11 protein-coding genes are annotated in these 11,911 nt (G+C 66.7%); all 11 read left to right on the top strand.

Features of this window, described 5'->3' with window-relative positions; all coding sequences use genetic code 11:
* On the top strand, positions 1-842 hold an 842-nt coding region (locus VF649_RS06850; protein ID WP_331011214.1), incomplete at its 5' end, for a S41 family peptidase.
* Between the two features lie 163 nt (positions 843-1,005).
* Positions 1,006-1,452, top strand: coding sequence for a disulfide bond formation protein B (locus VF649_RS06845; protein WP_331011213.1), 447 nt, complete (start codon positions 1,006-1,008; stop codon positions 1,450-1,452).
* 65 nt (positions 1,453-1,517) lie between these two features.
* Positions 1,518-2,009, top strand: coding sequence for a demethoxyubiquinone hydroxylase family protein (locus tag VF649_RS06840; protein ID WP_331011215.1), 492 nt, complete (start codon positions 1,518-1,520; stop codon positions 2,007-2,009).
* A 67-nt stretch (positions 2,010-2,076) separates the two neighbouring features.
* Complete coding sequence (locus VF649_RS06835; protein ID WP_331011212.1) at positions 2,077-2,466, top strand: hypothetical protein; 390 nt, start codon at positions 2,077-2,079, stop codon at positions 2,464-2,466.
* Between the two features lie 165 nt (positions 2,467-2,631).
* On the top strand, positions 2,632-5,127 hold the full coding sequence (locus VF649_RS06830; protein WP_331011211.1) for a TonB-dependent receptor: 2,496 nt from the start codon (positions 2,632-2,634) through the stop codon (positions 5,125-5,127).
* A 7-nt stretch (positions 5,128-5,134) separates the two neighbouring features.
* Positions 5,135-5,881 carry a tetratricopeptide repeat protein gene (locus VF649_RS06825; protein ID WP_331011210.1) on the top strand — a complete coding sequence of 249 codons (747 nt, stop codon included), beginning with the start codon at positions 5,135-5,137 and terminating at the stop codon, positions 5,879-5,881.
* Positions 5,878-6,561: a Fe2+-dependent dioxygenase gene (locus VF649_RS06820; protein ID WP_331011209.1), complete on the top strand. Its 684-nt coding sequence runs from the start codon at positions 5,878-5,880 to the stop codon at positions 6,559-6,561. Before VF649_RS06825 ends, VF649_RS06820 begins: the two co-directional genes overlap by 4 nt.
* Positions 6,562-6,844: 283 nt before the next feature.
* Complete coding sequence (locus VF649_RS06815; protein ID WP_331011208.1) at positions 6,845-7,834, top strand: GGDEF domain-containing protein; 990 nt, start codon at positions 6,845-6,847, stop codon at positions 7,832-7,834.
* Between the two features lie 73 nt (positions 7,835-7,907).
* A complete protein-coding gene (locus tag VF649_RS06810; RefSeq protein WP_331011207.1) occupies positions 7,908-10,235 on the top strand; it encodes a putative bifunctional diguanylate cyclase/phosphodiesterase in 2,328 nt (775 codons plus the stop codon).
* 63 nt (positions 10,236-10,298) lie between these two features.
* The gene (locus tag VF649_RS06805; RefSeq protein WP_331011206.1) at positions 10,299-11,027 is read left to right on the top strand and encodes a LytTR family DNA-binding domain-containing protein; all 729 of its coding nucleotides are present in this window, start codon (positions 10,299-10,301) and stop codon (positions 11,025-11,027) included.
* A gap of 64 nt (positions 11,028-11,091) precedes the next feature.
* Positions 11,092-11,911 (top strand): sensor histidine kinase (locus VF649_RS06800; RefSeq protein WP_331011205.1); only part of this gene is annotated, 820 nt, incomplete at its 3' end.

Genomic DNA, 11,911 nt, shown 5'->3' with positions numbered 1-11,911 from the left:
AGCCGTTCGACGTCTCGCTGGTGCGGGAAATCGTGACGGTGAAGCCGGTCAAGTGGGAGGTGAAGGATCGCGTCGGCATCATCAACATCAACGCGTTCAGCCGGCTGACCGGCGACGGCGTTCGTGCCGCGCTGATGGCGATCGACAAGGCGGTCGGCGGCCGTCCGCTCGGCTATGTCATCGATCTGCGCTCCAACCCCGGCGGGCTGCTCGATCAGTCGATCGAGGTGGCCGACGCCTTCCTGGACCATGGCGAGGTCGTGTCCCAGCGCGGGCGCGAAAAGGCGGACATCGAACGCTATTATGCCAAGCCCGGCGACCTGTCGCATGGCCTGCCGATCGTGGTGCTGGTCGACTCCGGCTCCGCCTCCGCCGCGGAAATCGTCGCCGGCGCGCTGCAGGACCATCACCGCGCGCTGGTGATGGGCGAACGCAGCTTCGGCAAGGGTTCGGTGCAGACGCTGCTGCCGCTGTCGGAGGATACCGCGCTCCGCCTGACCACCGCGCGCTACTTCACGCCGTCCGGTCGTTCGGTGCAGGAAGGCGGGATCGAACCCGACATCCTGGTGCCGCAGCTGACCGACGAGGATTACAAGGAACGCCCGCGCCTGCGCGAGGCCGACCTGCGCCGCCACCTGATCAACGAGGTCAAGGTCGACGACAAGATCCTGGAGGATGACGGCAAGACCGACCCGCGGTTCGCGCAGACCGCCGAACAGCTCAAAAAGGCCGGGATCGAAGATTTCCAGCTGAGCTACGCGGTCAAGACGGTCGCGCGCCTTGCCTCCCCCGCCGCGACCGCCGCACTCGCCGCCGGCGGCGGCAAGACCGTGTCGAAGTGAACTCCGACGCCGGCTGCCGCACCCCCGCGGACGCGGGGGTCCAACTCAGTCACACAGCACATCATCCGCAAAACGTGCCGCACCCGCACGGTCGAACTGGATCTCCGCGTGCGCGGGGGTACGTCCTCGCGATATGACCCCCTCCCTGAAACAGGCTCGCCGCATGGCGCTCTTCGTGCCCGCCCTCGCACTTGGCGGCGCGCTCGGCTCGCAATATTGGGGAGGGCTCTATCCGTGCGAGATGTGCCATTGGCAACGCTGGCCGCATTATGACGCGCTCGCGATGACGGTGCTGGCGTTCCTGACCGGCACCGGTCGGTTCACGCGCCCGCTGGTGCTGCTCGCCGGCCTCGCCATCTTCGTATCGGGCGCGATCGGCCTGTTCCATGCGGGCGTCGAATATCATTGGTGGGAAGGGTTCACGACCTGCACCACGCTCGCCCGTGGCGGGCCGAGCACCGATGTTCTGGCGCAGATCCTGGCCGCGCCGCTCGTGCGCTGCGATCAGGCGCAATGGACGCTGTTCGGTATTTCGCTTGCCGGGTTCAACGCGCTCCTTTCCATTCCCGCCGCAATCGCCATCTGGGTGCTATGCCTGAAATCGCGCTGACCCCCTCGCCCGCCCCTGGCTCAGATCCTGTGCCCCGGCCGAAGCCGCCCGCCGCGCATGATGCGATGATCCGCGTCGATCAGGCCGGCGAATATGGCGCGACCCGCATCTATGCCGGGCAACTGGCGGTGATGGGGGATCGCGGCCGGGCATCGCGCCTGATCGCGCGGATGGCCGCGCAGGAGGAACGCCACCGCGCGCTGTTCGACCGCATGATCGTGGAACGCGGCGTCCGCCCGACGCTGCTCAGCCCGTTCTGGAACGTCGCCGGGTTCGCGCTCGGCGCCGCCACCGCGTTGATCGGACCGAAGGCGGCGATGGCCTGCACCGCCGCGGTCGAAACCGAAATCGACCTTCATTATGAGGATCAGGTCCAGGCGATCGGCGACAGCGATCCGGAACTGGCCGCGATCGTCGCGGAGTTTCAGGCGGAAGAGGTGGAACATCGCGAGATCGCGCTGGCGGAAGGGGCGGAGGACGCCTTTGGCTACCCCGTGATGTCGGCGTTGATCCGCTTCGGCTGCCGCGCGGCGATTGCGGTATCGAAACGGATCTGACGGTTTCCACGGCGGCACCATCCACCGCGCCTGCGCGTTGGCTCATCATGATAAAAGGATAGCGGGCATGCGGGTACGGCAACTGATGGGTGGCGGGATGTTCATGGCGATCGCGGTCGCCGGCCTGGCCGGGGCCGCACCGGCCACGGCGCAGGCCGGCACCGTCATCACCATCTTCGGCAATGACAAATGCCCGACCAGCAATGGCGAGCAGACCAATATCTGCGTCCGTGCGCCGGAAAGCGAACGCTACCGAATCCCGGAAAAGCTGCGGACCACCAACGACGCCGCACCGGCCGCCACCGCGCGCGTCGATGCGATGCAGGCCACCGGCCGATCCGGTATCGGCAGCTGTTCGGTCGGCAATGGCAGCTTCACCGGATGCCAGCTGGAGGAAATCCGCCGCGCCGCCGCCGAGAAGCGCGCCGCGAAGAAGACCGCGCCCGTCATCGAATGATCCCGGCGGGGACGGGCATCAGGATTTTAAGCCACCCGCACCAACGACATAGCCGCCCAAGCCCCTCGCAATCCGCATATCATTCGCAATAGCGATTGACTATATTGCGAATGACAATCAATAGCCTACCCAACGCCCGGCACCGGCCGGCTTGGGGAGCTATACATGTCCGACGTCACCGCCCGCGATGGTCTCGCCGCCAGCCCGATGTTCCTGGCGCTGGGCTGTGTCGGCTTCATCGCGTCGGCGCCGGCATTGGCGGCGGACGTGGACACGGCCAAGGATGCCGGCGCGCCCGACATCCTGGTCGACGGCGTTCGCCAGAAAACCCAGCTGATCACGCCAAAGGCGGTCGCCCCCCTGATCGACACGCCACGCTCGATCATGGTGGTCGACAAGGAAGTGATCCGCCAGACCGGCTCCGCCACGCTGGTCGAGGCGCTGCGCACGGTTCCCGGCATCACCTTCGGCGCGGCGGAAGGCGGCAATCCGATCGGCGACCGCCCCTTCATCCGCGGCTTCGACAGCCAGGGTTCGACCTTCCTGGACGGCGTGCGCGACATCGGCGCGCAAAGCCGCGAAGTATTCGCGGTCGAACAGATCCAGGTCGTGCGCGGGTCGGACAGCACGCTGGGCGGTCGCGGTTCGGCCGGCGGTTCGCTCAACATCGTGTCCAAGCTGCCGGAATTACGCGATTTCGCGACCGCGGACCTCAGCTACGGCACCGCCGACTACAAGCGCGCGGTCGCCGACGTGAACTACCGGCTGTCCGATACGGTCGCGGTCCGCATCAGCGGCGTCTGGCATGACCAGGACGTCGCCGGCCGCGACGCGATCTATCAGAAGCGGTGGGGCATCGCGCCGTCGATCACCATCGGCCTCGGCACGCCCACCCGCCTGACCGCCAGCTATTATCATCTCGATACCGACGAACTGCCCGACAGCGGCATTCCCTATCTCTATACGATCGGCAACACGCCCAATACCGGCTTCAGCTATTCCGAACCCGCGGTCGGTACCTTCACGACGATCGCCGGCGTGACCGGCACGGTTGATCGGGACACCTTCTACGGCCTCAAGAACCGGGATTTCCGGAACAGCAAAACCGATCAGGCGACCCTGCGCGCGGAACATGATTTCGGCGGCGTGACGTTGCGCAACACGGCGCGGTTCAGCCACACCGATCAGGCTTACATCTTCACCAACCCCGACGATACGCAGGGCAATGTCTACGGTACCAACGCTGCGTTACCCGCAACGGCGGGCGGACAGGTGTGGCGCCGCGCCAACACCCGCTTCGGCTATACGAAATCGCTGATCAACCAGACCGACCTGTACGGCACGTTCGACACCGGCGGGATCAAGCACAGCTTCGCGGCCGGCGCGGAACTGTCGTGGGAGAAGGCCGTCCGCGGTGCGTTCGTCACCGCCGACGGTCGCGGTACTCCGCGGTGCAGCGCGCTGGCGATCGCCCGCTATACCTGCACCAGCGCCTTCACGCCCGATCCGAACGATCCGTTCGTCAACTATGCGAGTGACCTGGCGGGCGCGGCCGCGACGCCGATCACGCGCGGCACCCCGATCACCCGCACCCAGAATGACGGACGCACCCGCGCGGTCTATGCCTTCGACTCGATCACGCTCACCGACGCGCTGATCCTGAACCTCGGCCTGCGCTACGACAATTTCCGGTCGGTGGTGCAGCCGGGCCTCGCCGCAACCGCCGATCCGGCCGGCCGCTATCGCATCACGCGGGAGGATGATCTGGTCAACGGCCAGGCCGGCCTGATCTTCAAACCGACGACCAACAGCAGCCTCTACGCCTCCTTCGCCACCGCGGCGACCCCGCCCAACAGCCTGCTGGGCGAGGGTCAGGAGGCGAACGGCCTCTCCACCGCCGCCGGCACCACCCCCACCGCCGGCCAGATCGCCGATGCGGTCGCGATTTCCAACACGCTGAAGGTCGAGAAGACCAAATCCTACGAAGTCGGTGCCAAGGTCGACCTGCTCGGCGAACGGCTCTCGCTCACCGCCGCCGCATTCCGGACCGAAACCAAGAACGCCCGCGCCACCAGCGACCAGAACACGATCACCTTCATCGGCGAACGCCGTATCAAGGGCATTGAACTGGGGTTCAACGGCACCGTGATCCCCGGCTGGACGGTCACCGGCGGCTACACCTATCTCGATGCGGAGATCGTCGACGGCGGTTTTTCCACGCTGACCGCCCCCGCCGTCGGTACGCAGGCCGCAAAGGTGGTCACCGTCGCCTCCGTCAACACCGGTCGGCAATTTCCGCAGACGTCGAAGCACAGCTTCACGCTCTGGAGCAATTATCAGGTCACGCCGGCATTCAGTCTCGGCGGCGGCGCCTATTATGCCAGCCGGGTGTTCGGCGGCTACTCCGACAACCGCACCGCCACGCAAAGCGCGGCCGGAGTGGTGACCATCAACCCGGCGACCAAGGTCCTCGCGCGATCGGTCCCCAGCTATTGGCGGTTCGATGCCCGTGCCGCCTACCGGTTCAGCGATGCGATCGAACTGGCGGTCAACGTCCAGAATCTGACCGACAAGACCTATTTCAACCAGGCCTATACCAGCCATTATGCCAGCATCGCACCCGGCCGGTCCGCCTTCGCGACGCTCAGTTTCCGCTATTGAGCATCGCTTGGACGCACCGGCCGATCTCGACGCGCTGAACGCGCTGGGCGCCGCCGATCTCGCGGCGATCCTGGCGGGCCCGGCCGCAGCGCGGGTCGCCCTGATCCGCGCGGCCGCGGACGCCGGTGTGGCAGAGGCGCAGGCGGTGCTGGCGCAGATGCTGCTCGACGGGCGCGATCTTCCGGCCGACCCGCCCGCCGCCTTCCGTCTGTTCGCCACCGCGGCGCGGGCGGGCCATCTGGTTGCGATCAACATGGTCGGCCGCTGCTATGATCTCGGCTGGGGAACACCGGTCGACAAGACGCTGGCGGCGCAGTGGTATCGCGCCGCCGCCGAACGCGGGCTCGACTGGGGCATGTATAATTATGGTACGTTGCTGGCGTTGGGCGACGGCGTGCCGCTGGATCGCGCGCTGGCGCTCGCCTGGTTCGGCCGCGCCGCGGACATGGGCAATGCCAAGGCCGCCAATTTCGTCGGCAGCTTCCATGAAGATGGCTGGGTCGTGTCCCGTGATCTGGGCGAAGCCGCGCGCTGCTACCGGATCGCGGCGGAAGGCGGCGATTTTCGGGGGCAGTTCAATCATGCCCGCATGCGCGTCGGTGCCGGCGACATCGCTGGCGCGCTCCCCTGGCTCGAACGCGCCGCCGCCGGCGGCAACGCCCGCTTCCGCGCACAGGCGGCCCTGTGGCTGATCGCGACCGACCAGCCCGCGCTGGTTGACGCCGCCGCCCTGTTCCGGGACGGTGCGGGATGATGATCGTCATCCCCGATGTCCTGACCGCGGCGGAGGTCGCCGCCATCACCGATCGCCTCGCCACCGCCGACTGGGTGGATGGCAATGTCACCTCCGGTACGCAGTCCGCCCTGGCCAAGCGCAACCGCCAGTTGCCGGAGGACGCACCGGTCGCCATGGAGCTCGGCACGCGAATCCTGGACGCGCTCGGCCGCGCACCGCGATTCGTCGCCGCCGCGCTTCCGCTCAAGGTCTATCCGCCGCTGTTCAACGCCTATGCGGGCGGCGAGGCGTTCGGGACGCATGTCGACAGCGCGATCCGCATTCGCCGCGGGACGGATTTCCGCATCCGGTCCGATCTGTCCGCCACCCTGTTCCTGGCCGATCCAGACAGCTATGACGGTGGCGAGCTGGTGGTCGACCAGGGGCTGACCGATCACCGGATCAAGCTGCCGGCCGGGCACATGCTGCTCTACCCCGCCTCCACCCTGCACCGCGTCGAACCCGTCACGCGCGGCACCCGCTTCGCGGCCTTCTTCTGGATTCAATCCATGGTGCGGGACCCGGCCGCGCGGCAGATGCTGTTCGATCTCGATCAGACCATCCAGGCGCTCGGCGCGACGTTGGGCGCCGGCGACGATCGCGTTGTCCGCCTGACCGGTCTCTATCATAACTTGCTCCGTCGCTGGGCCGACGCCTGAACAGTGGCTCATCGAGACACTTGAAAAAGAACATTATTTTTGCACCCTAAGTGCAGACGGCATCGACCTTGGCACCAGCGCATCCGGTTTGCTGGTCCTGCAAAGGGCTCGATTGGCCGATACGCAGCAGCGTTTTGGTGCATCATCTGACAACCTGCAATTGACAGCGCGTTATGCCCCTTTAGTGGAAATAATTGTTGGGCTCGCGGCTGCTTGCCGCGCCCATCGATATGGAACCGGAGAGATATCGGTGGTCGCACAGACGCGCGTTGAAGAGTCAGGCATGGACCCGTTGCTTGCTCGCATCGGCACCATGCTGATGGCGCAGGGGCTGGATCTGTCGCCGTCCAACTACGCGTTATGCCATCGCTATCTGACCGATCCGCAGCCTGAGCACAGGGCGGCGGTCGATGATCTGATCGCGCGGCACGGATCGCTGACGGTCGAGGCGCTCGATGAACTGGCGGGGCGCGATACCCCACCCATTTCCGCCGACGCGCTGCAGCGCATCGCGGACGATGCGACCGCATGCCTGCACCGCATCACCGGGATCATCGAGGATAATGGCCGCGCGGCGCAGGATTACAGCGATGCCCTGGCTGGCGAGGCCGCATCGCTTTCCAATGGCGGGCGGAACGGGGACACGGTTCGGGAACTGGTGGCGCTCACCCGGATGATGATCGACCGCAGTCGCGACGCCAGCGACCATCTCCGCCGCAACAGCGTCGAACTGGACAGCCTGCGGACCAAGCTGACCGAAGTGCGCCAGATCGCCGATAGCGATCCGCTGACTGGCCTGCCCAACCGCCGCGCGCTCGATATCCGCATGACCGCCGCCTGTGACGGCGCACGCGAAGCCGGCACCCCGCTGGCGGTCGCGATCTGCGACATCGACCATTTCAAGCGTGTCAACGACGAGCACGGCCATCATATCGGCGACGAGGTCATCAAGATGATCGCCACCGCGCTCGGCACCGCCGGCGACGCCTTCGTCTCGCGCTATGGCGGAGAGGAGTTCGTCGTGCTGTTCGCCAACGCCACGCTGGAAGAGGCGGCGGCGCGGGTCGACGCGATCCGGCAATCCGTTGCGGAACGCAATATCAAGATCGCGGCGACCGGCCGCCGGCTCGGCCGGGTCAGCTTTTCCGCCGGCGTCGCGACGCTGCGGCCGCGCGGAACCGCGTCGGCGATGCTGAAACGCGCGGACAAGGCGCTGTACCGCGCGAAGAACGAGGGGCGCGACCGCGTGGTCGTTGAGATTGATCAGGATTGATCCTGTGTGATTAACCCGTCGTAAAACCCTGCACGCTACCACGGTACCCGGCGCCCCGTGTCCAAGCAGGTTCATGTTCTACCAACCGATCACGACCGAACGCTTGGCGCCCGCGCAGGCGGTCTCTCCCGACGTCGCGCGCGGGCGGTCGAACGCTGATCGCCATCGCCTGCGCGGGCTCGATGCCGCGACCGCCGAAAGCCTGGCGCGCAACACGACATGGCTCGGCGGGATCAGCATCGTCTGCATGCTCACCCTGCTCTGGGCGCTCGACGGTGGCATGCAGGCCGAACGGATGGCCGGCTGGGGCGTAGCCGTCGTTGCCGCGAACTGGCTGGTGATCCTGCTGCGCCGCCGCGGCAACCGCGCCTTTGCAAAACTCGTCCTGCGATCGCGCGGGCTGGTGGTGCTGGAAAACGGCATCCACGCCGCTGTCTGGGCGGCGCTGCCGCTGCTGGTGGGGGACAGGAACCCGCCGGGCCATGTCCTGCCGCTGCTGGCTGTCGCGATGGTGACGATGCTGGCGGGATCGGTCCTGCTGGCCTTGGTTCCGGCCGCCGCGATCGTCTGGGCGGCGCTGCTTGGCAGCGGACTGCTCTGGATGCTGCTCTCACATGGTGCGGCGCTGCCGGCCGGGCTGCTCGCCCTCCTTCCCGTCTTTTGCGCGACGCTCCTGATCGGCGGCGTGACCGCCGCGCGCATGGTCCGGCTGCAACATGCCATCGCCGACCGTGAACGCGAGGCCCGCGAATCGATCGGCATGTTGCTGAAGGAATATGAGGATCAGGGCGTCGGCTGGCTGTGGCAGATCGATGCCGACAATCGGCTCGTCTATGTCAGCCCGCGGATTTGCGTGCTGCTCGGCCGTTCGACCAGCCAGCTGATCGGGCAATCCCTGCCGGTCGTGCTCGGCTGCGACGTGCGGCTTGGCACCAACATCGACGCGCGCCAGCCGTTCAGCAATCTGGAAGTGGAAGTCGCGACGCCCGCCGGCCCGCGCTGGATCTCGCTTTCGGGCAGTCCGATCGTCGATGCCGATGGCGGCTGCCACGGCTTCCGCGGTGTGGGAACCGACGTCACCGACTTCCGCCGCGGCCAGGATCGATTGACGCAACTGGCCAGTACGGACGTGCTGACCGGCCTCCCCAATCGCCAGCGCCTGCGCGAAATCCTGGCCGACGGGATTGCCATGGCGGAGCGGACGGATCAACCCTGCGCGATCCTGTTCCTCGATCTCGATGGGTTCAAGCCCGTCAACGACACGTTCGGGCATTCGGTGGGCGATGCCGTGCTGCGCACGGTCGCCCAGCGCCTGAAGGCGGAGGTCGGGCCCCTTGGGCAGATCGGGCGGGTCGGCGGCGACGAATTCGCGCTCGTGCTGTCCAACGGCCGCGATATCGCATCGGTGGAAAGGCTGGCCGACGCCATCATCGATGCGATCGCCGAACCCTTTCTCTTCGACAAGGGCGAGATCCGGATCGGCGTCAGCATCGGGTGCGCCTTTGCGCCGGCCGATGGCGTGTCCATCGACGACCTGCTGCTGAAGGCCGATCTCGCGCTCTACGAGGCCAAGAATCACGGCCGCGGCACCTTCCGCCTGTTCGATGCCAGGATGCAGCATGAGGCGGAGGCGCAGCTGCGGCTGGAACAGGATCTGCGCAAGGCGCTGGATCGCGGTCAATTCCGCATTGCCTATCAACCGATCGTATCGGCCACGACATTGGACCTGATCGGGTTCGAAGCGCTGCTGCGCTGGCACCATCCGCAACGCGGGACGGTTCCGCCGTCCGTCTTCATCCCGCTGGCGGAGGATATGCGGCTGATCGGCACGATCGGCGCCTGGGTGATGCAGCAGGCGTGCCGCGACGCCGCCGCCTGGCCGGACGGCATGGCCGTGTCGGTCAACGTCTCTCCACGCCAGTTGCTCGATCCGACTTTGCCGCATGCCGTTGGCGACGCGCTGTTCCGGGCGGGGCTGCAACCCGACCGGCTGGAACTGGAGGTCACCGAAGGCGTGTTCATGGGCGACAGCGACGGTTCGCTGGACGTCCTGCGCCGGCTGCGCGCGATCGGCGTCGGCATCGCGCTCGATGATTTCGGCACGGGCTATTCCTCGCTCGGCTATCTCAACAAGACGATTTTTCACACGCTGAAGATCGATGGTTCGTTCGTGCGCGATGCCGCGACAAAATCGGAGACGAACGCGATCATCGGCGCGATCGTCTCGCTGGCCAACAGCTTCCGGATGCAGATCACGGCGGAGGGGATCGAAACTTCGGCCGATCTCGAACGCATGCGCGATTTCGGCTGCCACAAACTGCAAGGCTATCTGTTCGGCAAGCCGATGTGGCACGAAGACACGCTGCCGCTGGTGGCCGAACGGCGACGTCTGACCGCCTGAGGGCCTCCGGACCGCCGCCGCGCTGCTCTGGACCTGCCCCGTTCCCAAGGTACAAGGTCGCGCATGACCGCACTCCGCATCCTGCTCGCCGACGACGAATCGCTGGCGCTCGATCGGCTGGAAGCCCTGCTCGGCCGGATGGACGGCGTCGTGATGGTCGGCCGCGCCGGCGATGGTGCGGAGGCCCTGGACCGCATCGTCGCGCTCCGGCCCGATCTCGTCCTGCTGGATATCGAAATGCCCGGGCTCGACGGCCTGGGCGTCGCGGCCGCGCTGCCGGCGGACGCGCGTCCCGAAATCATCTTCGTCACCGCGCATGACCATCATGCGCCCGCCGCGTTCGACGTCGACGCAGCCGACTATCTTCTGAAACCGGTCGATCCGGATCGGCTTGCCCGCGCGCTGGGCCGCGCCCGCGTCCGCCGCGGCGCGCGTCATCCCGGACCATTGGCGGTGGCGGAGGCGAGCGGCGATCTCTGGGTGCCCGATCGTACCGGCCACCGCCGGGTGCCCATCGCCGGGATCGACTGGATCGAGGCGGCACGCGACTATGTCCTGCTCCACACCGCGGAACGCAGCCACATGCTGCGCATCACCATGACCGATCTCGAACGCAAGCTGGCCGGCACCGCGCTCGTCCGGGTCCACCGGTCCGCCTTCGTCCGTCCGGACCGGGTGGCGCGGATCGGCCGGTCGGGCCGCACTGCGGTCCTCGTCCTGACCGACGGCACCAGTGTCCAGGTCGGCCCCAGCTATCTCGACCGGCTCGACGCCATCCTCGGCACCGCCTGACGTCCGGCGCGGCGGTCCCCCAAGATCCTTCACCCCCCGCACGCTTTCCTCTATCGTCCCGCCGATGGCATCCTTTCGACCCGGCGCGCGGCCTTTCTTCGATGACAAGAACCGCGCCTTCTGGATCCTCCAGTCCGCCGGCTGGACCGGATATTTCCTGCTGCGATCGCTGAACGGCATCGCCAATGCGATGGGCCTGCTGTTCATCGTGCCGACCGCGCTCGATACCGCCGCCGGCTTCTCGCTTACGCTGCTGATGGCGGCGATCTTCCGCCGGCTCATCAACAAGCGGCCGATCGTCACCTGGGGCGTATCGATCCCGATCGTGATGCTCGCCTCGGCGATCTTCTCCACGATCGAGGTCTGGGCCCACGCCACCTTCTACCGCTTCGGCGCGATGCCGGAGGGGTTGGAGTTTTTCGGCGCGATCATCCTCGATTTCGCGCTGCTCGTCGCCTGGTCCGCGCTCTATTACGGCATCAATTTCTACTTGATGCTGGAGGCGGAAATCGACCGCGCCTCGCAACTGGAAACCCAGGCGACCACGTCGCAACTGGCGATGCTGCGCTACCAGCTCAACCCGCATTTCCTGTTCAACACGCTCAATTCCATCTCCACGCTCGTGCTGCTGAAACAGACCGACCGCGCCAATGCGATGCTGTCGCGGCTGTCCTCGTTCATGCGCTACACGCTGGTCAACGACCCCGCGAGCGAGGTGACGGTCGCGCAGGAGGTGGAGACGCTGAAGCTCTATCTGGAAATCGAGAAGATGCGGTTCGAGGATCGGCTGCGTACCAGTTTCCGGATCGATCCGCCTGCCGACCGCGCCTATCTTCCCTCGCTGCTGCTGCAACCGCTGGTTGAAAACGCGATCAAATATGCCG

It is taken from the genome of Sphingomonas sp., from assembly GCF_036387535.1.
GTDB lineage: Bacteria > Pseudomonadota > Alphaproteobacteria > Sphingomonadales > Sphingomonadaceae > Sphingomonas_R.
Note: the sequence above shows the minus strand (reverse complement) of the source record. Positions and strands in the feature narration are given on the sequence as shown.

What these genes read in the sequence shown, in the direction of transcription:
- VF649_RS06845 (WP_331011213.1), top strand. Translation starts at nt 1,006, where the DNA reads ATGGCGCTCTTCGTGCCCGCCCTCGCACTTGGCGGCGCGCTCGGCTCG.
- VF649_RS06840 (WP_331011215.1), top strand. Translation starts at nt 1,518, where the DNA reads ATGATCCGCGTCGATCAGGCCGGCGAATATGGCGCGACCCGCATCTAT.
- VF649_RS06835 (WP_331011212.1), top strand. Translation starts at nt 2,077, where the DNA reads ATGCGGGTACGGCAACTGATGGGTGGCGGGATGTTCATGGCGATCGCG.
- VF649_RS06830 (WP_331011211.1), top strand. Translation starts at nt 2,632, where the DNA reads ATGTCCGACGTCACCGCCCGCGATGGTCTCGCCGCCAGCCCGATGTTC.
- VF649_RS06820 (WP_331011209.1), top strand. Translation starts at nt 5,878, where the DNA reads ATGATGATCGTCATCCCCGATGTCCTGACCGCGGCGGAGGTCGCCGCC.
- VF649_RS06815 (WP_331011208.1), top strand. Translation starts at nt 6,845, where the DNA reads ATGGACCCGTTGCTTGCTCGCATCGGCACCATGCTGATGGCGCAGGGG.
- VF649_RS06810 (WP_331011207.1), top strand. Translation starts at nt 7,908, where the DNA reads ATGTTCTACCAACCGATCACGACCGAACGCTTGGCGCCCGCGCAGGCG.
- VF649_RS06805 (WP_331011206.1), top strand. Translation starts at nt 10,299, where the DNA reads ATGACCGCACTCCGCATCCTGCTCGCCGACGACGAATCGCTGGCGCTC.